Raw genomic sequence first — 25,220 nt, forward strand, 5'->3', positions numbered from 1 at the left:
TGCGCCTGCGGCCTCATTCAAGAAAGCGACGATCGCATGAACGCCAACCCTGCTCGTTTTTCGAACTCTCTGGAAGCCCGTTTGTCGTGCAACTCCCGGCCAGTGGCGGTGAACCGGCCACTTAACCCTGCGATGTGCCCGCCGGTCACGGCAAGCCGGCAGCCGGCCGGCCTGGTGGGCAATACTCCGGTGTTGCGGATCTCGGAGCCGTTGACTCCGGCCGATCGGGGGTTCTGGGCCAAGCTCGAGGGATTCAATCCCGGCGGCAGCATGAAAGACCGACCCGCAGTACACATGGTGGAACGCGCCCGCGCCCGCGGTGACCTGCGCCCGGGGGCGCGCATCGTGGAATCCACCAGCGGATCGTTGGGTTTGGGACTGGCACTGGCCGGCATGGTCTATCGCCACCCGGTCACCGTGGTCACCGACCCGGGTATGGAACCGATCGTGCAGAACATGCTGCACGCCTACGGCGCCGAGGTGGACCTGGTCACCGAGCCCCACCCGCTCGGCGGATGGCAACAAGCCCGCAAGGACCGCATTGCGGAACTACTGGCCGCTGACCCCGACGCCTGGTGCCCTGATCAGTACAGCAACCCCGACAACGTTGACGCCTACCGGCCGCTGGCTTTGGAGTTGCTCGATCAGCTTGGCGGTGTCGATGTGCTGGTGTGCTCGGTGGGCACCGGTGGTCATTCGGCCGGGGTGGCCCGGGTGCTGCGCCAGGCCAACCCCGGCCTGAAGGTGATCGGGGTGGACACCGTCGGCTCGACGATCTTCGGTCAACCCGCGGCCAGCCGGTTGATGCGGGGTCTGGGCTCGAGCATCTACCCGCGCAACGTCGACTATGCGGCGTTTGACGAGGTGCACTGGGTGGCACCGGCCGAAGCGGTGTGGGCGGCGCGTGCCCTGGCGGCCACCCACCACGCCAGCGGCGGCTGGAGCGTGGGCGCGGTCGGGTTGGTGGCCGGGTGGGCCGCACGCACCATGCCCGCCGAGACCACCATCGCCGCGGTCTTCCCCGACGGACCACAACGGTATTTCGACACCATCTACAACGACGACTACTGCCGCAAGCACGGCCTGCTCGACCAATTTCCGCCCGAGGAGCCGGCCGTGATCGACCACCCTAACGACCAGGTCGTGCAGTCCTGGACCCGCTGCGCCACTGTGGTGGATCCGACCGGAGCGATGCAGTAATGGAGTTGCTGACCCAATTCCGCAGCTTCGACCGGCCCAGCCGGATGCTGATGATCAATCAGTTCGGCATCAACCTGGGTTTCTACATGTTGATGCCGTACCTGGCGGCCTACCTCGCCGGCCCACTGGGGCTGGCGGGGTGGGCCGTAGGGCTGGTCTTGGGTGTCCGCAACTTCTCCCAACAGGGCATGTTCATTGTCGGCGGCACGCTGGCTGACCGGATCGGCTACAAACCGTTGATCGTGGCCGGTTGTCTGCTCCGCACGGGCGGCTTCGCGTTGCTGATCTTCGCTCACTCGTTGCCGGTGGTGTTGATCGCCTCGGCTGCCACCGGCTTCGCTGGAGCGTTGTTCAATCCCGCGGTGCGCGCTTATCTCGCCGCCGATTCACGTGCGCGCCGTGTGGAAGCATTCGCGGTGTTCAACATCTTCTATCAGGCTGGAATTCTGCTGGGCCCGTTAGTTGGAGTGCTGCTGGTTGCTATCGACTTCCGCATCACCGCGGCAGGCGCGGCGGCGGTCTTTGCGGTGCTGACGGTGGCGCAATTGCTGGCGCTGCCGCAGCACAGCGCCGATGCCGCACCAGAGAAAACATCGATACTCGATGACTGGCGAGTCGTCCTGGGAAACCGGTCCTTTCTGTTGTTCGCCGCGGCGATGATCGGCTCCTACGTCTTGTCTTTCCAGGTCTATCTCGCCTTGCCGCTGCAGGCGGCGCTGTTGACCAAGCGCTATCAAGCGCTGCTGGTGGCGGCGATCTTCGTCGTTTCAGGTGGGGTGGCGGTGGCCGGACAGCTGCGCATCACCCGCTGGTTCGCCGCGCGGTGGGGCCCGGGGCGCAGCCTGGCCATCGGGTTGGGTGTGCTGGCGGCCTCCTTCTTGCCGCTGGTGGCCATCCCCGACGACTCTCGACTCGGGATCGTCGCGGCTGCCGCCGCGCTGCTGGTGACCGCCGCCATGCTGGCTGTCGGTTCGGCCGCGGTCTTCCCGTTCGAAATGGATACGGTCATGGCTCTGGCTGAAGGCCGGCTGGTCGCTACGCATTACGGCTTCTACAACACCATCGTCGGAGTGGGAATCCTGGCCGGCAACCTGGCGACCGGTTGGGCCATGGGTGCAGCGCGGCAGGCAGGAGCCGGTGAACTGGTCTGGGCAGGGCTCTTCGTCATCGGTGTCCTCGCAGCTCTTGCTTTACACCTGCTCGACCGCAACCAGCATCTACAGACCCGTCCAGGCAATGAAGACGCAGCCGCATCTTCTGGCATCAGACAATGCTCCGACACTGTTCGGAAACGATCGTGAGCGCGCCGTTGCTTAGCTCCGCACTGGATGGGTAGCCCCTTTCAGCGAGTCATGAGCGCAGCGTATCGGGGTGCGTTATGACAACGGAATGCCCGTCGCCACGGCCGGTCCTCAAGGGTGTCGTAGTTGCGACGAATCCATCCCCCGGCAGCGGCACGCCAAACGAGAAGTCGACGAAGGAAGGTTGATGCAAACAATGCGAAATGACGTCCGACTCGATCGGCGCACGTTTGTGACCGCGTCGATTGCCGGCGCGGCCGGACTGGCGCTCGGGGCATGCGGGCGAAGCGATCGCGCACTCGACTTGCAGCAGGCCATTAATGCAGCGGAAAAAGCCCGCCCACACACGCGACGGACCGTCGCCGCCACACTGACCGCCCAACCGGTGTCCGTGGACCTCGGCGGTCCGGTCGCGAGAACACTGGCTTACGGCGACGTTCTGCCCGGCCCGCTGATCCGCGCCAATGTTGGGGACGAACTGGCCGTTACGGTCAGGAACCGGCTCGGCGACGCCACCTCGGTGCACTGGCACGGCATCGCGTTGCGCAACGACATGGACGGCGTTTTCCCTTCCACGCCCAATATCGGCGCCAACAGCGAGTTCACCTATCGGTTTTCCTCGCCGCATCCCGGCACCTATTGGGCTCACCCGCACGTGGGCCTGCAGACCGATTATGGGCTGTACCTGCCGGTGATCATTGATGACCCCGCAGAACCTGGCCGCTACGACGCTGAATGGATCGTCGTCCTCGACGACTGGACCGACGGCGTCGGTAGAAATCCTCAGCAGATATTTGATGAGCTCAAGAGCTCTCGAATGGCTCACGAACCCAGCCAGCAGGAGATGCCCGGGATGCCAGCGGTGGGAAGCAGTGCATTGCTGGGCGGCGACTCCGGCGACATCGCTTACCCGTACTATCTGATCAATGGCCGGGTCGCGGCGGCGCCGACCACCTTCGACGCGAAACCGGGTCAGCGCATACGCATTCGCATCATCAACGCCGGCGCCGACACCGCATTCCGCGTGGCGTTGGCAGGCCACGTCATGACGGTCACCCACACCGATGGTTTCCCGGTTGCGCCGGCCGAGACCGACGCTTTGCTGGTCGGTATGGCCGAACGCTACGACGTCGTCGTCACCGTCAGCGACGGCGTCTTCCCGCTGGTAGCCATGCCTGAAGGCAAATCGGCGACACCCGGGCGCGCGCTGCTGAAGACCGCCGGCGGCAGCCCACCAGAGGTCAACTTCGCGCCTCCCGAGCTCAACGGCAGAATCGGCACCGTCGACACCTTCACCGCCCCATCGTCCGTCAGCTTGGGGTCAGCGGAATCAGAGGTGAACCTGGCCCTGGAACTCACCGGCTCCATGACGAAATACGACTGGTCCATTAACGGAAAGCCCTACCCCGACAGTCCGCCGGTAAGCGTCAAACAAAGCCAGCGCGCCACCCTGGCTTTCACCAACTCGACCATGATGTACCACCCCATGCACCTGCACGGTCACACCTTCCAGGTCATCAAATCCGACGGCAGCCTGGGCGCTCGCAAAGACACTGTCATCGTGCAGCCTCACCAGAAACTCAAGGCCGTGCTGATCGCCGACAACCCCGGCACCTGGATGATCCACTGCCATCACGGCTACCACCTGGAAGCCGGCATGATGACCGCCCTCAACTACACCGAATTCACGACCTGACACGGTTGACAACGCAGATGACGCCGCAAGTGCTTCTCCGGATAGCAATTCGCCGGTGTTCGACTTCGAGCTATCCGGTGTGCGGGGCAGACCGTTGTTCACGACGTCCGCCCCAGAGCAGGCACATCGAAATACGGTTGCTCTCCTACACCATTGCGATAACCTACATGCGACGGCCGCCAGTGATCGCAGACTCGCTCAAATTATCGTTCTCATCGCTGCGAATCTGTGCAATTCGACGAGATCGCGCCCATCCGATGGTCCGCGCCAGGCGCAGATGATCAAGAAATTGTTTTTGTGATTAAGCCGAGGCCAGCTTGCCCCCGCGGAGATACAATTTGGCTTCTCGATGCTCGAAAGACGAGAATGGAACACGCATGAGGATCAAAGTCTTAGTCGCAGCTATTGGGCTGCTGCTCGGAGTGGCGCCCGGTGTGGTCGCACCGCAAGCCAGGGCGGAATCTCCGATGATGGATGGGGTCTATCTCTACGCGGACGCCGACGGCGGTACGGGGACGTGGACTGTCAATACGACCTGCAGCCCGGACTGCATCGCTCACGTGACAACTGCGTTAGGGCGAAGTTTTGACGCCCCATTCATAGACGGCCGATATGTCAATTCACGGACCATCCCGGATGGTCTTGACTGTCCGCTATACCAAATGGCCGACAGCTTATGGGATCCCGGATCCCATCCGGTGAGCGTCGTACAGTGGTGGGACCCTATTACACTCAAGGGTGAAGTGCACTTTACGCCCGCGGGGCAAGTGGACTTCCCACACACCCCACCGAGCTGCTATATCGTTGAACACCACCAACTGTTCACCTTGACCAAAGCGGGCTAGACGGCGCCTCTTGCCCACGCGTCGCGGGGCACGTCTGATCGGGCCTTGACCCCATGTGGTGGACACGGGATTTATGGTTACGCCGCTTGTGGCAGCGTAGTGGTTGTGTGGTTGTTTTCGTAGGTGGCCGGACTGGAATGACGGCATCGGGAGTGGCGTCGTTTGGTGTTGTAGCGGGCCAGCCAGCGGAGACTTCGCGACGGCAGGACGCCGTGTTCGGCCAACAGGTGCGGTCCTGCAGGATCTCGCGTTTGAGTGAGGCGTTGAAGGATTCGGCGAGCGCGTTATCGGCACTTGACCCCACCCATCGATTGGATGACACCACGATCATTGCAGAGTTTCGCGAAAGCCCTTGAGGTGTACTGACTTCCGTGATCCGCATGGAATCCACACGACCCGCGGCCGGTCTGGGCCGATCTTGATATCGCGCGGAAGTGAGAGACCCGTGCCGTTGTGCTGTCGCAGAAGCATAGCGAAGCTGCGGGCAGCCCGAACCGGGAGACGCCGGTAAGGGTGGCAAGCAGCCCCGACAACGACGGGACAGGCCAGTACTACCGGATGGTCTGGTTCCGGCAAGCATGAGGAGAAGGTGTACGCGAGGAACCAGTGCCTTAACACCTCTTAAGGTCTCCCGCCAACTCTAACCCGATGGATTCGGGCTAGATTGCGATGGCACCAACATAATCCGTACAGCCTTCGGGTTCTCCGTGCGCGCTTCTGATACCGGGCCGCGGGCGTCCGCCGCGGCGTTCGACGCATCAACCCTGTCGCCGTAATACCGTAGGGGGTATGGTATAAAAGGGTTATGGCAAGCTCACTTCACGCTGATTTGGCGGTGCGGATGGGGTTGACCCGGTGTGTCCGATGCCCTGAAATCTACGAACTTCGGCTCGGCGACGTCCCCGAGACGACTGGGTCGGCCGCTGATAGGCAGCCGATGAGCTTGGCCATCCTCAACGAGGGACGAGAATCATCGGCCCAAACCGGGCGAAGTGCGCAACTCCCAGCAAGTCCGCCGGCTAAAGGCCGCTGTCAATGCGGTACAGGGCGCCGCCGCACGCAAGCTGCCTCGCCGGCGGTAAGTAATAAGCACTACCGCGGCGGACCCCGTCCGAGGGAGGCGCCGTGGCGCACGTCCTGGGCGCGGTGGGCGCCCGCCAAACCACCCCGCGGCAATCTCAGACACATCGCTCGACGCGGTCGTCCGGCATCGGCATCGTTGTCTGATGCGGTGCGAGCTGGACCGCAGCTCAATTCATCCCGCTGCACCGGCGGCGCGCCGTGATTAATGCGTCACCAGCGTGTGTGCATGCCGTGCAATGCCGCGTCTTCGCCACGACCACCGGCGCCAGCTGCGAGCCGTCACTTCATTGCCGTCAAAGGCCGGGTACCCGCCGATCCAGTGCTGCGACAACCCTCTTGACACTCAGTTCGCACACTCGGTCCAGACAGAAGAAAGATGGGGAAACAAATGCACACCAAGCAAAAGCTTGTTATCGTCGGCGCCGGCATCGGTGGACTCAGTGTCATCCACGAACTCACCGAGTCCAACGTCACTTTTGACGCCCTCGACATCACCGTTATCGACGAAGACTTCTCGCATTTTCTCGGATTCACCCTACCGTGGGTGATGCGCGGCTGGCGCGACCAGGACAGCGTGCCCATCCGCCCCGCTGCCGACGCACTGTCCGAAGTCACGACCATTACCGGCTCGGTCCACCGCATCGACCCCGGCGCGCGCACCATCACCTTGGCCGACGCCACCACGATCGCCTTCGACGCCTTGATCATCGCCGCTGGTGCTCGCAACGCCATCGACCAAGTCCCTGGATTGCAAGCCGCTGTAGCCGCCGGCGTGGCGGTGCACTACTACAGCGCCGACGCGGCCGCTGACGCGCACTGCAGACCTTCACCGGCGGCAAGTTAGTCTTCCTGGTCACCTCCCAGCCTTACCGATGTCCAGTCGCCCCCTACGAAGGCGCTCTCCTGGCTGCAGATCTCCTCACCGAGAACGGCTCTCGCGCCGCGACTCAAATTTCGATCTACAGCCCGGAGGCCCAGCCCATGCCCTCGGCAGGCCCCTATGCTGGCCCCGAACTCGTAGCACTACTCAACGCCGACGGCATCGATTTCTACGGCGAACACAGCGTCTCGCACGTCGACGCTGACCATCAGTTGATCGCATTCCAAAACGGCGCCGCCGTGGACTTTGACCTGCTCATGTTCATACCCCCGCACGAACCGGCTGTCGCTCTCGACCGGCCCGGCTGGATCAGTGTCGACACCACCACAATGCAAACCCGGCACCCCGGCATCTTTGCCATCGGTGACATCACTACGGTCACCTCACCATCCGGCCGACCCCTGCCCAAAGCAGCGATCTTCGCCAGAAACGGAGCGAAGGCCGCCGCCGAGAACGCACTTCATTACCTCGAGCTGACCAATAACACCGGCATTCTCTCGGGGGAAGGGTACTGCTACATCGACACCGGCGCACACACCTCCGCCCAGGGCAAAGGAGACTTCTTCACCCTGCCCCACCCCGCCATCCACCTCACCGCGCCGTCGAACGAACTGCATCACGACAAACAACAAGAAGAACAGGACTGGCGACGTCTGTGGGAACACCAAAGCTCTGCCGCGCGATAAGGCACCTCCCGGGACGCAAGTGATCAGAGAGGATGCCCACGTTTGCGCCAAGCGCCCCCAGAGCGAGCCTCAGCACAACCTAGTGCAAAACGATCCTCGACCCCGGCCCACGGCGCCGTGTTGCCCGGAAGCCATCCGGTCCTGTTTTAAAAAAACATTATTGCGGTCACACCCCAGCGCCTGATCGGTCAACTTGCGCGGGCATCGCGCGGCGGCCGATCACTGCAGGCGCACACTGCTATACGCGGCGGACGGGGCGATACCGAACATCTCGTGAAACGCCCGGTTGGCGTGTGAGCTGTCGGTGAATCCGGCGGCGTGAGCCGCGTCGGTCAGGGTCCCCCCGCTGCGGGCCACTTCCATCGTCCGGATGAGCCGCGCCCACCGCACATAGGCGGGAAATGACAGGCCGACGTCGCGGGCGAACAGACGACCAAGCCGGTCAGCCGAGAGGTGCACCGCACGCGCCACGTCGGTGAGCCGCACCGGCCCGCACAGCAAATTGGGCAGAAGGTCGATCGCCTCGCGCACGCTGGAGTGCGGTGCGCCCTCATTCGACACTACCGAACCGGAACCGCATAGTTGCTCTACTACCGCACCGGCTGCGGAGCAAAGGTCCTGTTGTTCCGTCGGATTGATAACCCGCCTCGCCGCCGCCAGCCAGGCTCGTGCATCCTCACGGGCACCCGGAGCCAACAACGCGGCCAGCCTGCGACCGGTAGCGCTAGTGGGCTCGAGATAGATCATCAGCCCCGTAGCGGGGCCGGCGTCGAGGGCGTGGGCTGCACCGGCTGGGATGACCCCGGCAAGCCCCCGCGCCCGCCGCCCGGCGCCGTCGATGAAGGCGATAGCCCCTGAGGTGGTTGCGGCGATCTGGACAGCGGCGTGGGCGTGCATGTGCGCGGCTCCCAGTTGCCCACCGTAGATAAGGCGGCCCGGTTCAATGACCGCCGCGCCAGACCACATCACACACTCGAGTATCCACCGGTGCTCAACCGTGCAAGTCGACGGATCTGTACATGCCTCACCCCCCGCCCAGCCTCAAGACTTCCATCCATGGTCAAAACATTGGCGCGGTACGGGTACGTGCCGCTGATGCTCGTCGGGATCAACGGTGTTGCGATCGCGGTAGCCCGCACACCCTGGGCCGGATTGTGGATGGTCGTGCTGATCACCGCGGCAATTGGATTATCGTTTGCGGTGGAGCGCGCCCTGCCCTACGACCAGGAATGGAACGACTCACTCGGTGATGTGCGCCGCGACGCGGCGCATGCGTTCATCAACGAGACCGCGACCCTGGTGACTGTCCTGGTCATCCCGGTGACGGCGCTATTGAGCCCTTTTCATCACTGGTGGCCGGCATCGACGCCGTTCGCGCTGCAGGTGCTGCTGGCGGTGTTGGTGTCCGATCTCGGCATCACGCTGGCGCATATGGTCAGTCACAGAGTGGGCTGGCTGTGGCGACTGCATGCGGTACACCACAGCGTGAAACGGTTCTACGGCTTCAATGGCCTGATGAAGCATCCCGCGCACGGCGCAGTCGAACTAGCCGCAGGCACAGCGCCTTTAGTCATTATGGGAATGCCCACGTCGGTGGCCGAGGCGCTGGCGGTATGTATCGCTGTCCAATTATTGCTACAACACTCCAATGCCGACTACCAGATCGGCCCGCTACGTTTAATTCTGGCGCTCAATGAAGGCCACCGATTTCACCACCTGAAATGGGCTGGTGTGGGCGACGTCAACTTCGGGTTATTCACACTGACCTGGGATCACGCCCTGCGCACCTTCTCATTCGACCCCCACCGCCGGTTTCGTACCGACGACCTCGGAATGGCGGCGAAACCCAATTACCCCGTGGCATATCTTGCCCAGCTGATCGAGCCGTTCCGCACCAGGGCCGCATGCCACTTAAACGACCCGGCCGAAGGCGATCCGCGGCAGCCGGTGGGGGGCCAAGCCTAGCGGGGTTGCCACACACCCTGAAGCTGTAATGCGGCTCGCAGCGGCTTCCTCTCGAATCGCGAGCCGTCAGCGCGAATTCTCTGATGCAAGGTATCGCGCATCTGGCACATGCTCAGCATCGCCATGCCCTACCACGACCTCGGCGCCACCTACTTCCTCGACTGCGCCACAACACCGACGCCACCAGACGCCGCAACGGTCACTTCCACAGCGCAGGGCGATCTCGGCCCTATCCGGCCCCTCGTGGGCCCTCAACAGTCTTACGGAGGGGATTCGGTACCGGGCAGCACCGCCTCGGGGCTCCGCGATCGCCCCCTTCGTAGCGCAGCACCGCTTTTGTTGTGCTGCTGCACCTGCGCGGCGAACACACGGCAGACACTGGCCGAAGCGATGTCGGCCAAAGTCCCCGAGATCCCGGAGAGCTGGCGTCGCTCGCCGATCGGGGACCCAGCAGGGGATGGCGCAATACACCGAGATCACCGAGGCCACCGGCATGCCGATCTGCTTCTGCGATCCGCATAGCCCCTGCTAGCGCGGGAGCAGCGCTCCATCAATTCGTCAAGCGCTCTGAATTGCGAAGAGCCTGTTTATGCGCGCCGATTGGGGTAACACCGGTAACGACAACACACGACCGCAGCGGGAAGGGAACCGATGACGCCGCATGTAGTGATCCTAGGAGCCGGGTTCGGCGGGCTTGAACTCGCTACCAGACTATCCGAGTCGCTGGCCGACCACGTGCGGTTGACACTGATCGATAGCAACGATTGCTTCTCGTTCGGTTTCTCCAAGCTCGACGTGCTACTCGGCAAACGCAGTCAAGACGAGGTGCGGATGCCATACGCGTCGTTCGCCAGCCCAGGTGTTGAGTTCCGGCAGGAAGTCATCACCGCGATTGACCCAGAAAACCGCTACGTACGTACCGAAGCTGGTTCCTATCAGGCGGACATCCTTGTTGTGGCCTTGGGGGCGCAATATGATCCAGCGGCGACCCCGGGATTCGCCGAGGATGGTTACGAGTACTATTCACTGGACGGTGCGGAACGCCTGTGTGCCGCCTTACCGACTTTTCAGGGCGGCAATATTGTGATCAGCGTCCTCGGCGAGCCGTACAAGTGCCCACCCGCACCCTTCGAGGCGGCCTTCCTGCTTGAGGATTATTTCGCCACCCGGGGCTTAGGTGAGCAGGTGAGCATTACCGTAACGGGCTTTATGGGCGCCCCAGTGCCGGTCGCCAAGGAGGTTTCCGAACCGATTCTGCAGCACCTGACCGCGCGAGGAATCACCTTCGTCGGAAAGCGGACGGTGTGCCAGCTGAACACAGCAGACAAAGTCGCCCAGTTTGCCGAGGGCGGAGGACTTCCTTATGACTTATTCATCGGTATCCCGGTGCACCGGGCTCCGAAGGTCGTGGCAGACTCCAAGCTGGCACCAGACGGATGGATTCCCGTCGAGAAGACCAACCTGGCCACTCGGTTTTCCGGTGTTTATGCCTTGGGCGATGTCGCTGCGGCGTTTACTGCAAAAGCCGGCACGTTCGCCGAGCGTGCCGCTCAATTCGTCGCTGACAATATCATTGCCGACTTGCGCGGCACTCCCCCACCCGGCCCCTACGACGGAGCGGGGGACTGCTTTATGGAGTTTGGCCGCGGAGAAGTCGCTAAGATGCACGCGGACTTCCTCAGCGGTCCGACGCCGACCGGGGTATTGCGAGGCCCCTCGACCGAATTTGTCGCCGAGAAAGCTGAATTCGCCCGCACCCGCCAACAGCGCTGGTTCGCCGCGCTCTGAAATTCGATCGGTCGGGGCGCCGCGCACGATTATCTGTTGTCACGCGGCATCGGCATGACAACGCGAGACTGCTGATGCTGGCGATCAGCGTTGCGGCTCAGGGCATTCGGAGAAGTTGACGTCGGTGGTGTCCCCCGACCGATCCCGAGTAGGCGGCCGCGATGTGCCGGATGAAATTGTAGGCGCCATACCCGTCGAAGAGGACATGGTGCGCGCGCAAATAGAAGTACGACAGGTTGTCGGTGATTCGCAACAGCGCCAGATCGGTCAGCTGGTCACCGAACAGATCGATCGGCCGGTGGTAGTTGTCGTTCATCCAGCGGTGAGCAGCTTCGACCGGGTCCGGTTCGGCACGCAGATCGATGCAACGTAGGGACTGCAACTTCTGCGGGAGTTGGCGGTCGACGATGAAGACCGGTTCGCCGTCGACGAGGGACAGTCGCGCGCATTGCGTGCCGAACCGAGACGCCTCTGCGTCGCACGCAACCACGAGCCGCTTGACGTCGGATGGTGATCGATGGCGAGAAAATCGGCGATGGCGGAGGGGGCGGGTGCATGGCCATGGCTGCGACGGCCGCAACGTGATCATGCGCGCCGGCTTGATCAACGCAACAGAAAGTTGCCATGCGGACCTGGCCGTAGTCGGTTGAGGACTCTGTGCCCTAGATCTGTCGCAGACCCGCCATGAGGCTTTAGACGTCTGTCGACGCGTTGCCGCGTCGAAGCGGTCGTCGGGATCCGAGCTTGTGCAGACCACGAAATGGAGGTCACGGTGGCCACATTGAAGGATGAACTGACAGCCAAGGTCATCGACGACGAACACTGGGCCAAGCGCCGCCGCTTCGGCCGCTTCGGCCCCACCGCCCGCAGATTATGGGTGCTGGCCTGCATGGTCGAGCGCCTGCCGATCAATGAAGCACTGGGATAAATGTCGATTCGCCTGTCGCACATAGGGATGCGCAATGGCGGGGGTGTCGGCACCGAGGATGCGATCCGGTCAGCCATGTCTCGACAGTTGGCGGCGGCTCGGGCGGGTCTGCTGCCTGGTTCGGAATGACGACCATCGATCGTGCCATCGCCGGATTCCCTCCATAGATACCAAACGGGGGTAGGGACCTTAGCCACCGCGGACGAGGGCAAAAGTCTCTACCGGTTACACCGGTCGATGCGGACGATAGGTCTCGCCAGGTTAATGCGGGCAGGGGGTTATTGCTATCATTTCCTTTTTCCCGCGTCCTCGGCCAATCAGCGCCTTAGTACGCGGCAACGGTAGTCGTCGAAGCCCATGGCCTCGCCGCAGCGGTCACGCGGACGGAAACCCGCTGATTGGGAACCTCCTCTGCAGTACTCGAGTTCGGAGGCCACCTATCGCGGTGCTGGCCGGCAGCACTAGTCGGGCATTGGCCGTCCTGCCAGTGTCTGTGCGGCGAGCCCAGCCGGACTGTCTGACAAGCCAGCTCAACGGTGTGAACCCATCGATTGCTGGCTGTTGGTCGCAATAGAGAGTTCGTCCCATCATGCTCAACTACCGCACTCAACCCGACAGTCTGGGATCATTGACCGCCGGCCAGCGGTCGATGTGGGCAGTCCAGCAACTCAGGCCCGAAGTCCCTTACGACATCGCCGGTTTTCTCGCCATCGATCACCACGTGGAGGTCGAGCGGCTCACGGTGGCGTGCGAATCGGCGGCGGCGCACTTCGGCACGCAATGCGCGCGACTGTCCCTCGTCGACGGCGAACCGGTCTTCATCGTCGACCGCCAACTCCCGCAGAAGTTGCAGTCCCTACGTTGCATCGATCTGCGTGCCGAACCGGACCCGGTCGAAGCTGCTCACCGCTGGATGAACGACAACTACCACCGGCCGATCGATCTGTTCGGTGACCAGCTGACCGATCTGGCGCTGTTGCGAATCACCGACAACCTGTCGTACTTCTATTTGCGCGCGCACCATGTCCTCTTCGACGGGTATGGTGCCTACAATTTCATCCGGCACATCGCGGCCGCCTACTCGGGATCGGTCGCGGACACCTCCGACGTCGACTTCTCCGAGTTTGCGTTGATCCGCGACGCCGACCAGAAATATCAGCAGTCTTCACGCAGCCACGCCGATGCCGAGTATTGGCAAAACATCCTGCGCGGTACCGTCGATGTCACCGACTTGGGCGGGACGCGGACGTCGTTGGCACCCCGCCACCCGCAGATGCGCGAACTGGCGTGCCGGCATCTTTCGGAGAACAACCAACTCGATGTCGCCAGGGTTATCGCGACGATGGCAGTGTTCATCGCGAAAACCACCGGGCGACAAGATGTCTCCATGTCGCTGCCGGTCTCGGCGCGCACGACTGCGGCCTTGAAAAAGGCTGCGGGCATGGTGGCCAATATGGTGCCGCTGCGCATCTGCGTCGAGGATGGCGACACCATCGGCGAACTGACCGATCAGGTCGCCAAGGCCTTGGTCGGTGCGCTTCGGCATCAACAGTTCCGGCGCTGGCCGGACGTCATCGCCGGGGCCACCCATCTCGACAATCTCGATTTTGGCCCGATCATCAACATCCTCGATTTCGCGACCCCGTTCGAATTCGGGCCTTCCGAACCGGTGTACAACATCTTGACCAACGGGCCGATACACGACGTCGCGGTCAACATCTATCCACGGCTGGGCCACGGCGCGCCGCGAATTCAGTTGGCCTGGAATCCCGATCGCTACAGCGCCGACGACATCACCTTGCACATAACCCGTCTGGAGTCACTCTTCGACCGGCTGCTGGTGGCCGATGCGTCGGTGGTGGTGGGTGAGGTGTCGTTGGTCGATGGCGGGGAGCGTGAGTTGGTGCTCTCGGGGTGGTCGGGGGACGCGGTGGGGGCGCCGGTGGGGCTGGTGGGGCAGGTGTTGGCGGCGGCGGTGGCCGCCGATCCGGAGGCGGTCGCGGTCATCGACGGGGACCGGCAGGTGTCTTATCGCCAGCTCGATGAGTGGTCGACCCGGTTGGCGCGGGTGCTGATCGAGGCCGGGGTGGGCCCGCAGCGGGCGGTGGGCGTGGCCCTGGATCGGTGCGCGGAGCTGGTGGTGGCGTGGTGGGCGGTAATCAAGGCCGGCGGGATCTATGTGCCGGTGGACTCGGCCCACCCCGTGCAGCGCCTCACCACGGTGCTGGACGCGGTCGAGGCGGTGTGCGTGCTGACCCGCGGCGCGGACACCGTGCCCGGCGCCGGGGGGCGCCCGGTGCTGTCCCTGGACACCCTCGACCTCGCCGATCGCCGCGCCGAGGCGATCACCGACGCCGAGCGGCTGGCGCCGCTGCGCGTGGGCGACACCGCCTATGTGCTGTTCACCTCCGGCTCCACCGGCACCCCCAAAGGGGTGGCGGTCGGCCACGCCGGCCTGCTGGGGGTGGCCGCCGCCCAACGCGAACTGTTCACGGCCGGCCCCCGGGCGCGGATCCTGATGGTGGCCGCACCCACCTTCGACCTGTCGATCTTCGAATGGCTGTGGGCCGCCGGATCGGCGGCCACCCTGGTGGTGGCCCCACCCCAGGCCTACGCCGGCCACGCGCTGACCCACCTGCTGCACCAGCAGCGGGTCAACGCCGCCATCCTGACCCCCACCGTGCTGGCCTCCCTGGACCCGACCCCACTGACCGAACTGCACACCCTGATCGCCGGCGCCGAACCCTGCCCGCCGGAGCTGGTCACCACCTGGGCGCCGGGGCGGCGCATGTTCAACGCCTACGGCCCCACCGAAGCCACCATCTGGGCCACCTGCACCACCGCCCTGTCCCCCGGACAGCCCATCACCATCGGCACCCCGATCCCCGGAGTGTGCGCGCTGGTCCTCGACACCCGCCTGCACCCGGCCCCCATCGGGGTGGTCGGCGAACTGTACCTGGCCGGGCCCGCCCTGGCCCACGGCTATGTGCGCCAACCGGAATTGACCGCCGAGCGGTTCATCGCCAACCCCCACGGCACCCCCGGGGCGCGCCTGTACCGCACCGGGGACCTGGCCCGCTGGACCCCCCAGGGCAGCCTGCAATGCCTGGGCCGCACCGACACCCAAATCAAACTGCGCGGCCAACGCATCGAACTCGGCGAAATCGAAAACGCCCTACTGGCCTGCCCCCACGTCACCCAAGCCGCCGCCACCATCCACCACACCCCCACCGGCACCGACCACCTCATCGCCTACATCGGCCCCGCACCCCTGGACCCCACCACGATCCGCCACCAACTCAGCCGGCGGCTACCCGCCTACCTGACCCCCACCCACGTGATCGTGCTCGACGAATTCCCCCACACCCCCTCGGGCAAGCTCGACCGCAACGCCCTGCCCCCACCGGTGTTCACCCCCACCAGATACCGGCCACCACACACCCCCACCGAACACATCATCGCCGACACCTTCGCCGAGGTCCTGGGCCTCGACCGCGTCGGCCTCGACGACAACTTCTTCACCCTCGGCGGAGACTCACTGCTGGCCACCCGCGCCACCACCCGCCTCCAACTCGCCCTCAACACCGAAATCCCCATCCGCACCCTCTTCGACACCCCCACCGTCACCGACCTCGCCAACCACCTACACCGGCGTACAGATTTCACCTCTGTGCAAGAAGTCGTTCCGGTCCAGACCCTGAAGAAGGGTTCCGGCGTTCCGCTGTTCTGCATTCATCCAGGGGGCGGGATAAGTTGGCCATATCACGCTCTTGGCAGCTATTTGGACTGTCCGATCATCGGGATACAGCAAATATTGCAGCCCGAGGAAGCCGCACCCCGGTCACTTCGCGATATGGCGAGAAACTATGCCAACAGGCTGCAAGCGGTTTATCCGACCGGTCCCTACAATCTTCTCGGCTGGTCGTTTGGAGGCGTCATCGCCCACGAAGTGGCGATCGAGCTGCGGCGGCGCGGATATGTCGTCGCATACCTCATCCTTCTCGACGCCGATCCCACTATCGACAGCCTCCAAAACCACAGTTTAGACGACTGGCGGAAGCAGCTAGAAGCCTTGCGGCTCTACGACATAGGGCTTCCGGAGGTGAACGAACCGCTTACCTACGAGCAGATCGACGAGTTTGCCCGAGAACAGGGCCCGGCAGAATACCCTCGCTATAGACAGCTGCTGGATATGTTCGTCCAAAACGTCACGAGTGGTATGTCGTTGTATCGAACTCACGAACCCGCGGTCTTCGACGGTGATGTGCTCATTATTTCCGCTGCGCGGGAGGCAAGCGATCGGGGCGCGTCTCTTCAGCGAAGGTGGCGGCCGTACGTTGCCGGCAATATCACCGTGTATTCGGTCGACGCTACACATCAAGAAATGCTGACTCACGGATCGCTGGATATGTACGGCGAAAAACTGAAGGATTCATTGACGCGAGGTGGCGCATCCGACGTTTCCGATCCCGTGTGCGTGTCGGACCAGTTTGTTGCCTGCACGACGCCCGACGTCAGGTGGTCGCGTGCCGGTCTCTGGACTGCCGGGAGGCATGTCCACGAGGGCCAACGCCAAGGGGCGACGCACTCGTCAAGCGAATGTTCCGGGCATGCGTTATGAGCGGACATTCCCCGTCGTCGGACGACACCGCATCGGCTGAGGCAGCGGTAGCCTCTGCGCCTCCCGTGTTAAGGCTTGAGGCGGTGAGCCGAACCTATGGCTCCGGACCCGCAGCGGTGGAGGCGCTCAAGGACATCGACCTCGAGTTTCAGTGCGGCGAGTTCGTCGTGATCCTGGGTCCGTCCGGTTCGGGCAAGACCACGCTACTCAATCTGATCGGCGGCATCGAAGCGCCCACTGATGGACGGATCTTGTTGTCAGGCAACGATATCCAACCTGGTGGGGACTCTGACGGCGCAGGAGAACGTGGAGATCATTGCCGAACTCGCCGGCGGACATTGTGCTCGGCGCAGTCGTGAGGCGCTTGCGAAAGTCGGCCTGGCCGACCTCGCCGACCGGTTTCCCGGGCAAATGTCCGGTGGTCAGCAGCAACGAGTAGCGATCGCCCGCGCCATCGTCAAAGGGCCGCCGCTGTTGCTGTGTGACGAACCGACCGGCAGCCTCGACCTGGCCACGGGGCGGCAGGTGCTGGCGGTGCTGCACGAGTTGGCCCGGGAAGGCGGTAACACCGTCCTTTTGGTGACGCACAATTCCGCGATCGCCCAGATCGCCGATCGCGTGGTGTGGTTGCGCTCGGGAAGGGTCGCCCGTCAGGAGCGGGTTGGTGCCCCACTGCCGGCGCAGGAACTCGACTGGTGAACCGTATCTTGCTCCGCAAGGTGCGTCGGGACCTGGGGCGGCAACGTTCACAGTTCCTTGCCGCGGCATTGGTGATGGGCATCGGTGTGGCGGTCTTCGTCGGGGCCACAGACGCCTATGCCAACTTGAAGCAGTCGTTCGCCCGGGTATACGCGACGCAACTGCTGCCAGATGTGGTCATCACCGGAACCGGTGTGTCGGGGTTGTACGAGAGTGCCCTAAAACTTCCCGGCCATCCGGAGGTTGGCCTTCGACAACAGGCCGACGTGAGTATCCGCATCAACGGGCGCACCCTGTTCGGCCGCGCGGTCGGCGTGCCCGTTGAGACCCAACCCCCGGTATCGAAGTTGGCACTGCGATCCGGTGTTCTGCCGCCCCGCGGCTCGGTTCTAGTGGAAGAGCACCTCGCCGCGCATTACGGTCTGCACCCGGCGAGCACCGTCGAACTCCTCGGGCCGTCCGGCTGGCATCCCGTGTCCGTTTCCGGATCCGCCGTGTCGACAGAATATTTGTGGCCGGCCCGCTCCCGGGCGGAGACCGTGACCACGCCGGAGTACTTCGGCGTGGTGTTCGTGCCGGCACCAGACATGGTTGAATTCGCGGCCCAGCCGGCGGACCAGCTGCAGGTGTATGCACACGATCGCAACCAAGCAGCCGCTTTGGTCAGCGCGGCAACGGAACTGGGTCGCTCGCATGGAGTCATCGTGACGTCGCGCGACGAGCTGCCGTCCTACAGTTCCTTGCGCGACGGCATGGAATCGGTACGCAAGTTCGCAAGATTTATGCCGTGGGTGTTCCTCGTGGCAGCGGTGGTTGGGACGCATGTGCTCTTGTCTCGACTAGTCGCCGCTCAACGAGCCGTGATCGGCACACTGTCGGCCAACGGAGTGTCCGGCCGAAAGATACTCGGCCACTACCTGACGTACGGTGTGGCCGTCGGCCTGGCAGGGGCCATGGCCGGGATGATCGGCGGCTACCTTCTCGGTGGCTGGTATACCGCCCAATACACCCAGACGATGGGACTGCCGCTGCGGGCGACGTCGGTGTACCCGAGCAGTCTGATCGTCGGAACCGTGGCCGGCGCTGCAGCATCCGCGCTTGCCGCCTGGGCCCCGGCGCGCGCCGCATCGCGGATGAGCCCGGCGGAAGCGATGAGGATTTTGCCGCCACGCGTGCGCGGCGGCGTGAGCGTCGCGGAACGACTGCTGCCGCCGCTGGGGCGTATGCCTACTCGCTGGCGAATGACATTGCGCGGCATCACCCGCAACCGTCGCCGCACCATCCTTACCGTCGCCGGGGTCATCAGTTCGGTATGCCTCGTAATGGTGTTCGCCGGATTACGCGACACCGTCAACGGCGTCATCGACCGACAGTACGGAGAGGTCGAACTTCAAGACGCGCAAGTCATTACCGCCGCAGGCAGGGCCGACGCCGTCGCGAGTGCTCTACGAGCCGACCCGCAAGTCGCTGCCGCAGAACCGTTCACCCGGCTGGATGTCACGGTGCAACACCGCGACAACCGTTCCGACACCCTGCTGATCGGCTTGGCGTCGGCAACCCAGATGCACCGCTTCACATCGGGCCCGTCGGGCCGCAGTCTTCCGCCCGACGGCGTGTTGCTGGGAGAGGGCCTGCGGGCGATTCTCGGCGTCGCCGTCGGTGACCGGATCTCAATAACGAACGCCCAGAACCAAATTCGTCTTGACCTACCCGTCGCCGGCTTCGTCGACGAGCCGATGAACCCGGTCGTATATGTCTCGTCCACCCAAGTGCCCGCTCTTGCGCCGTCGGGCGTTTTGCTCAAGCTGGCTCCCGGCGTCAACCAGAACGTGAAGCGCCAGGATGTGATGGCGTTGCATGGCGTGGCCGCCTACGTGCCCACCGAGTCGATCTCAGCCACCATCCGCAAGGCGTTCGCCCTGTACAACGTGCTGGTTGCGCTGACCTTGTTGTCAGCGGGTGTGATGGCCATGGCGCTCCTCTATAACGCGATGTCGGCCAACGTCAGTGAGCGCACCGGCGAGCTGAGCACGTTGCAGGCCGCCGGAATGGGTGCCCCTCTGCTGGGCCGACTGGTGGCGGTCGAGAATATGACGCTCGTCGCGATCGGTGTGCCGGCCGGCCTGATCGCCGGGACGTGGCTCGCTGAATGGTTCATGTCCAATTACGTGACGCAGGGCTATCGATGGCACCTGATGATGCACACCACAACTCCGCTACTCGTCGCCGCGGCCGTCTTGACGGCCGCACTGTTGACGGCCATCCCGGCGTTTCGCGTGATCGGGCGAATGGACGTCGCCAAGGCGGTGCGTGAACGGACGCTATGAGCGCGACCTCGACGGTGCTCCGGAGAAATCGGAGCCGACCTTCACGTGCTGGACGGCAGATACCGGTCGGGTTCGGCGTCGTAGCTGTCGAGGCACAGCTGGGAGCAGAAGTACAGCGTCTGCCCGTCGACGTCGCGGTGCCCCGCGGCGCGGTCGATCAGCAGCTCCATTCCGCAGACCGGGTCGGCTGCCGTGACGACGTCGGTTTCGCTGTCGCCCAACTGCCACCGCGCAGGCTGTGGCTGGTTGACGCCGTAGTCGGACGCCGTCGCGTCGGTGCGCGCGCGCCGCGCGGGATCACGCGTCGGAGGCCGCAAGCGGCGGGTCTCCACCTCCCATACCCAACCGCTGACGGTCACGTGGTCGGGAATCAGCGGATGGTTGTCAAACACTTCGATCGTCTTCAACAGCGTCTCGTCAACGTCGTCCATCATCCCGAGCCACTTGGCGAAAGCCCCCTCGTCAAGCCTGAGCTCGGGCAGCGTCGGGTCCAATACGGGATGGCCGGTGTCGATGCCCTTGTCTTTGAAGTAGGCCTCGACGTCTTCGGCGTTGGCTGACAACATCCCACACTGGGTGTGCTGGACGATGACGATCTCAGTGGTGCCGAAAAAGTTCGTCGACAGCATCGCTGATCGAATCGCGTCGTCACTGACGATCCCGCCGGCGTTGCGGAAACAGTGCGCGTCTCCGTGGCCTATGGGTGAATCAACCTGGATGCCCAGTGCTTCGTTGATTGGCAGGCGCTCATCCATGCAGGCCAGCACCCAGAGTCTGCGGTCGGTGTACCCGAAGCGGCCGAACCGACGCCGCTTGGCCCAATGCTCGTAATCCACGACCTTCGCGGTCAATTCGTCCTTCAACGTTCCCACCGTGATCACCCCTCCAGTCGATTCGATGAGCAAATTGCTGACAGAGCAACGTCTTCAGCCTTGCGCGATCTCCACGACTCAACTAGGGCACTAAGTCCTGAACTGGAGCATCTCAGGCTCCATGCAGGAATTGTGTTGTGCGACGGAGGTCATTCTCCGACCTGATGGTGTGCGTAGTGCCTGGACGCTCCTGTGCGGTCAGTTAGCGTCGTTGGCGTTGCGCCAGGCTTGCCAGGTGCCGGGGCGGAGGCGGCCGCGGTCGGCAAGTGTCTGTGCCGAGTCTCACGGCCAACCAGCGTCGGCCGACGTCGTCCAATACCATCGTCGACAGTGCTGTCGCCTCGCCGCGAAGGCATGCGGCCGCCACGCACCCAGTGGGGCGGGACAACGTGGTTTCACTCTGAAGGGCAACGGGTTTCGGTGCCAATGCGGGCGCAGCCGACTTGCCTGCGGCTACAGTAGCGATCACATGGGTCTTCGCCTTTCAGTAGCACCGCCGCGGCATGGGATAGGATACCCGGGTGGGGCATTTCATATCTCGGAACGACAGCTAGGCGCACATGCAAACTCTTGCGAAAGTGCAATGCACGAGCGCGATCAGCGTGACCGCGCCCCGGCATCACCCGCGAACAGTGCGTGTCCGCGGTGCTGCCGAGGCCCCCAAGAGTTCGGGCATCACCCGTGTCAATAATGCGCTCTTTCGCCGGCAGGTACCGATCGCGAGCCACCCGCAGGCGAACTGCGCTCAATCAGAATGCACTGGTACAGAGAGGTTCTCGCCTCGGCGGATGAGATGCGGTCCACGGCCGGGGAACAACTTCGCGACAAGTCACCACAGAGGATCGTCGGGCCTCCCCCACTTAGCCGCAAAAGCCCGCGAGGGTACTGAACTACGCCGTGGCAGTGCGATTGAAGGACGGCCCGCAATCGGCGAGCTGATCCCGCCTCGCCGGAACTCCTCGACCTCTGGGGGAATTCTCGCCGAACGCACAGCGGCGCGCAGCAACCGCATACCCGTCACCAGCGACTATGGCGGGGAATCGCAGACAAGAATGGAAACCTTAAATGGTTATGACAGTGAGCGCCGCCGCACAGGCAGCCGGAGTAAGCATCAAGGCGATTCGGCTATGGGAGGCCAAAGGTTTGGTGCCACCAGTGCCGCGCACTGAGGCCGGCTACCGGCTCTTCACCGAAGACGACGTAGAACTACTCCGTTTTATCCGCCACGCGAAATTACTGAACTTCTCGCTCGACGAAATCAGGGAAATTTTGGATATGCGCCGCGGCTACTGTGCCCCCTGCGGGCGTGTAGCGGCCATCCTTGATGCACATATCGCCAAGGTGGACCACGCGATCATGGAATTGCACCGCCGACGTCGCTGGCTGGCGGATGCACTCGCCACCGCACACGAGTGCAACCACCAATCGGAGGACAGGGTGGTGGGTCAGATCATCAAGAAGGCTGCCGCCCCAAATTGAGCCCTCTCGCTCCGTGATCGAACCGCTCGTCTCGGCGGCGCCGGCGATGACGGACTTGCGGGACTAGCTGATGCAGCGCTTGACCCTGCCCTAAGGGCAGCCCTTACGTTGAAGATCGACCGCCGGCGATGGAGTCCGAGAGCCATATCTACGGCGGGAATCGGCTGTCGATTCGATAGCCCGCGAGCAAGGATGTGGCGATGGCGGTGGCGACGGAAGCACACAACGCTTGGAACTTCAGTGGCCTGGCATTCCTCCCGACGCTGCAAGGACACGTCCGACTGGTTGCAGTGTGCGGGGTCGGTTATCGGCAGCCTGGTCTGAACCGGCTTCCCACGAGTGCCAGTCGACGCCGTGATACCTCCACGGACGATGAGACTGGTGAGCAACCGAAGCTTCCCCGGCACCTACTGCCAGGGGGGAGAGAAACAGAGAATACCGATCCGAGAGGAAACGATCCTGATGGCTAACAACCTCGTTGACCAATCAAACCGCGCCTGTATCGACGCGTGCAGCGACTGCAGCCAGGCGTGTGAGGCATGTGCGTACACGTGTTGTGTCGGCGAAGCCGCCATGGCGGACTGCGCCCGACTGTGCCTCGATTGCGCCGCCATCTGCCAGACCTGCACCAGCCTGCTCGCCCGCGGCTCCAGTTGGGCAGCCAAGCTGTGCCAACTGTGCGCGGAAATCTGCGACGCGTGCGCGGCCGAGTGCGAGAAATTCGATACAGAGCATTGCCGCGCCTGCGCGAAAGCCTGTCGAGCCTGCGCTGAACAATGCCGCGCAATGGCCTAGCATCGACTCCCGGGCCCGCCCGCACGCCGGATTCAGCTGCGGGCGTGGCCTTCTCAAAGATAGAGAGCTTACCCACCTTCTCCTAGCTGGTCACAAATCAATGCGTGAATCCCGGCAGACCCGGAATTCCCGGGATCAATCCGCCTCCCCCACGGCCTTCACCGCCGTGACCTTCGCCACCGCGATCCCCACCGCCGCGTCCCCCACCTCCATGCCCAGGAGGACCAAAGATCGGTGGCAGCGGGACGATGATGGGCGGTACGGGTAAGGGGGGCGGAGCTGCGGGAGCCACCGGCACCGGAGCAGGAACCGGCGCTACCGGCACCGGAGCCACCGGCACCGGAGCGGGAACCGGAGCCACCGGGGCCGGAGCGGGAACCGGAGCCGCCGGCACCTGGACCTCTGGAGCAGGCGCTACCGGCACGGGAGCGGGAGCAGGAGCAGCGGGGACCGGAACCTCAGGAGCCGGAGCCGCTGGGGCTGGAACAGCCGGAGCCGGGGCCGCAGGGGCCGGAGCTGCCGGCACTGGCGGGGCCTGCTTCGTTGGGGTAACCATGTTCTGGCCGGGGCTGGGGTGCTGATTGTTCATCGGCCGGACGCTGATCGCCAGCGCCATCACCAGCGCGACGACCCCGACCACGAAGACCGCTATGAAAGCGCTCCCAGGCAGCCAAAACAACTTGCGCCCTTGCTCATCGGCATCAGCACCGGTGTCGGCCACCGGGCCGGTGATCGAGTTTTGCTGGCCCCGGACGGCCGTATGTGTGTCGGCTTCGTCGTCGGCGCCCGCATTGTAGGCGACGCCCTCGTCAACCGGCCCCAGGGTGTCCGCGACGGAAATCGGCGGAGGCGCAATCGCATTCGGGTCCAACATACCGGAATCAGGATCCTGGGCATAAGCCATCGCTGCAGTGGACGACGCGAACAACGGTGCGTTCGCCGACGCCAGCGCCGCGCCGCGGGCGAGCGCCGTTTCCGGCTCCTCGGGTGCGTACAACGGAAGTGAGGTCGCGGTCTGCAGTACCGGTTTGATCAGCGGGACATCCACCCCAGAACCGACCAGGAACACACCATCCGGATGTTCGTCCAGCGCCTCAGCGTCCGAAACCAGCTGAACCAGCTCGGCCATGGCCTCGTCATCATCGTCGGGCAGCGGTCGTCGGTGCACATCGGCTATGGAACCGTCGGCGGTATCGACCACAGCCAACGTCGCGGTATCGGGCTCGACGAAGAGCAGCGCGGTTTGGGTGTAGCCGGTTGCATTGCCGACCGTCTGCGCCAAAGCGGCCGCAGCCAGAAACGCCGATACCAACATGACGTTCTCGATCTTGCGACTGGCCAGCGCATCGCGCAGCGCCGCTGCGTCGAATTGGTCCCTATAGCTGACCCCGGTCGTGAGCAACTGGTAGCCACTCTCGGCGGCGCCTTCTCTGGTACCGAGGATGGCCGAGATAACCTGGTCGACGCCCGCGGAGGGTGCCGCGTCGTCGGTTGATTCGATCTCGAAGTTGTCTTGGTCGACCGTGACACCGTCAGCGTTTTCGCCTTCTACCAGCACCATCTGAACCTTCGAGGGTGCCATGGAAACACCAAGTACGGTATCCATCACTGCTCCAAACTCTGTTGCCAGCCAGCAGTGGCATGCGGCCTACGATGCGACAGCCACACTGCGCCGTTGCCACTAACCTGTGCTTCTGCGGCATCGATGTGATTGGTGTTGCCCCGAGCTGGTCGGCTCGCGGTCGTAACTGTCAAAACGGTTGCCGCGGCTTGGAATTCAGTGACCATACTGCGATCGGCGAGCAGGAAACGCATAGCGCCGTCATCATGGCAACGCATTTCCTGCCCGCTACGCAAGTAACGCGGGACCTTGGGTGATGTAACGAACATTTTTATAACTCTTTCCATTGACCGCAATTCCACGAAAGGTGCAATCAACGCCCCCAAATCAAACGTACGACCACTCGGCGACTGGCTGTAGTGGCCTTGGGCCCTGAAACCTTGCCGTTGGACCCTTATACGCCCAGCCGTGGACTTGGCTCACCGGACACGCCC

Annotated in this window: 13 protein-coding genes and 3 pseudogenes; 11 read left to right on the forward strand and 5 right to left on the reverse strand. The window is 63.7% G+C overall.

The window, feature by feature from the left end:
- Nucleotides 1-132 precede the first annotated feature (132 nt).
- The 3 genes from QXK92_RS30805 to QXK92_RS30815 all read left to right on the forward strand — a co-directional run bounded on the left by QXK92_RS30805 (nt 133) and on the right by QXK92_RS30815 (nt 4,197).
- Entirely contained in the window at nt 133-1,200 is a 1,068-nt protein-coding gene (locus QXK92_RS30805; protein ID WP_306248378.1) for a PLP-dependent cysteine synthase family protein, read from the forward strand.
- On the forward strand, nt 1,200-2,501 hold the full coding sequence (locus QXK92_RS30810; protein WP_133438223.1) for an MFS transporter: 1,302 nt from the start codon (nt 1,200-1,202) through the stop codon (nt 2,499-2,501). The genes QXK92_RS30805 and QXK92_RS30810 overlap by 1 nt, the downstream gene beginning before the upstream one ends.
- A gap of 187 nt (nt 2,502-2,688) precedes the next feature.
- A complete protein-coding gene (locus tag QXK92_RS30815; protein ID WP_306248244.1) occupies nt 2,689-4,197 on the forward strand; it encodes a multicopper oxidase family protein in 1,509 nt (502 codons plus the stop codon).
- 922 nt (nt 4,198-5,119) lie between these two features.
- On the opposite strand, the pseudogene QXK92_RS30820 reads toward QXK92_RS30815, so the two are convergent.
- A pseudogene (locus QXK92_RS30820) lies at nt 5,120-5,428 on the reverse strand (integrase core domain-containing protein); the annotation flags it as partial.
- A gap of 1,085 nt (nt 5,429-6,513) precedes the next feature.
- Between QXK92_RS30820 and QXK92_RS30825 the strand changes: the two are divergent.
- Nucleotides 6,514-7,691, forward strand: a pseudogene (locus tag QXK92_RS30825) (NAD(P)/FAD-dependent oxidoreductase).
- A gap of 219 nt (nt 7,692-7,910) precedes the next feature.
- Here QXK92_RS30825 and QXK92_RS30830 read toward each other — a convergent pair.
- A complete protein-coding gene (locus QXK92_RS30830) occupies nt 7,911-8,657 on the reverse strand; it encodes an AraC family transcriptional regulator (RefSeq protein ID WP_055576574.1) in 747 nt (248 codons plus the stop codon).
- Between the two features lie 90 nt (nt 8,658-8,747).
- On the opposite strand from QXK92_RS30830, the gene QXK92_RS30835 reads away from it, so the two are divergent.
- Nucleotides 8,748-9,656, forward strand: coding sequence for a sterol desaturase family protein (locus QXK92_RS30835; RefSeq protein WP_055576573.1), 909 nt, complete (start codon nt 8,748-8,750; stop codon nt 9,654-9,656).
- A 651-nt stretch (nt 9,657-10,307) separates the two neighbouring features.
- The gene (locus QXK92_RS30840) at nt 10,308-11,444 is read left to right on the forward strand and encodes an NAD(P)/FAD-dependent oxidoreductase (protein ID WP_055576572.1); all 1,137 of its coding nucleotides are present in this window, start codon (nt 10,308-10,310) and stop codon (nt 11,442-11,444) included.
- Between the two features lie 97 nt (nt 11,445-11,541).
- Here the strand turns inward: QXK92_RS30840 and QXK92_RS30845 are convergent, their stop codons facing one another.
- On the reverse strand, nt 11,542-11,934 hold the full coding sequence (locus tag QXK92_RS30845; RefSeq protein ID WP_055576571.1) for a condensation domain-containing protein: 393 nt from the start codon (nt 11,932-11,934) through the stop codon (nt 11,542-11,544).
- A gap of 282 nt (nt 11,935-12,216) precedes the next feature.
- Between QXK92_RS30845 and QXK92_RS30850 the strand changes: the two genes are divergently transcribed.
- The 4 genes and pseudogenes from QXK92_RS30850 (at nt 12,217) to QXK92_RS30865 (ending at nt 20,019) form a co-directional block, all read left to right on the forward strand.
- Nucleotides 12,217-12,372, forward strand: a complete 156-nt coding sequence (locus QXK92_RS30850; protein WP_205879636.1) for a hypothetical protein — start codon at nt 12,217-12,219, stop codon at nt 12,370-12,372.
- 589 nt (nt 12,373-12,961) lie between these two features.
- A complete protein-coding gene (locus QXK92_RS30855; RefSeq protein ID WP_306237996.1) occupies nt 12,962-16,993 on the forward strand; it encodes an amino acid adenylation domain-containing protein in 4,032 nt (1,343 codons plus the stop codon).
- Nucleotides 16,990-17,692: pseudogene (locus QXK92_RS30860) on the forward strand (ABC transporter ATP-binding protein). Before QXK92_RS30855 ends, QXK92_RS30860 begins: the two are co-directional and overlap by 4 nt.
- On the forward strand, nt 17,689-20,019 hold the full coding sequence (locus QXK92_RS30865) for an ABC transporter permease (protein ID WP_133450400.1): 2,331 nt from the start codon (nt 17,689-17,691) through the stop codon (nt 20,017-20,019). Before QXK92_RS30860 ends, QXK92_RS30865 begins: the two are co-directional and overlap by 4 nt.
- 41 nt (nt 20,020-20,060) lie before the next feature.
- Here QXK92_RS30865 and QXK92_RS30870 read toward each other — a convergent pair whose 3' ends face one another.
- Nucleotides 20,061-20,891, reverse strand: a complete 831-nt coding sequence (locus QXK92_RS30870) for a YHS domain-containing protein (protein WP_069435279.1) — start codon at nt 20,889-20,891, stop codon at nt 20,061-20,063.
- Between the two features lie 1,077 nt (nt 20,892-21,968).
- Here QXK92_RS30870 and QXK92_RS30875 point away from each other — a divergent pair.
- Nucleotides 21,969-22,370, forward strand: a complete 402-nt coding sequence (locus QXK92_RS30875; RefSeq protein ID WP_197419784.1) for a MerR family transcriptional regulator — start codon at nt 21,969-21,971, stop codon at nt 22,368-22,370.
- Between the two features lie 892 nt (nt 22,371-23,262).
- On the opposite strand, the gene QXK92_RS30885 is transcribed toward QXK92_RS30875, so the two are convergent.
- On the reverse strand, nt 23,263-24,771 hold the full coding sequence (locus QXK92_RS30885) for a hypothetical protein (RefSeq protein ID WP_055577116.1): 1,509 nt from the start codon (nt 24,769-24,771) through the stop codon (nt 23,263-23,265).
- Nucleotides 24,772-25,220 lie beyond the last annotated feature (449 nt).

Origin of the sequence: Mycobacterium sp. TY815 (assembly GCF_030755135.1) — a bacterium.
In the GTDB taxonomy this organism is placed as follows: Bacteria; Actinomycetota; Actinomycetes; order Mycobacteriales; family Mycobacteriaceae; genus Mycobacterium.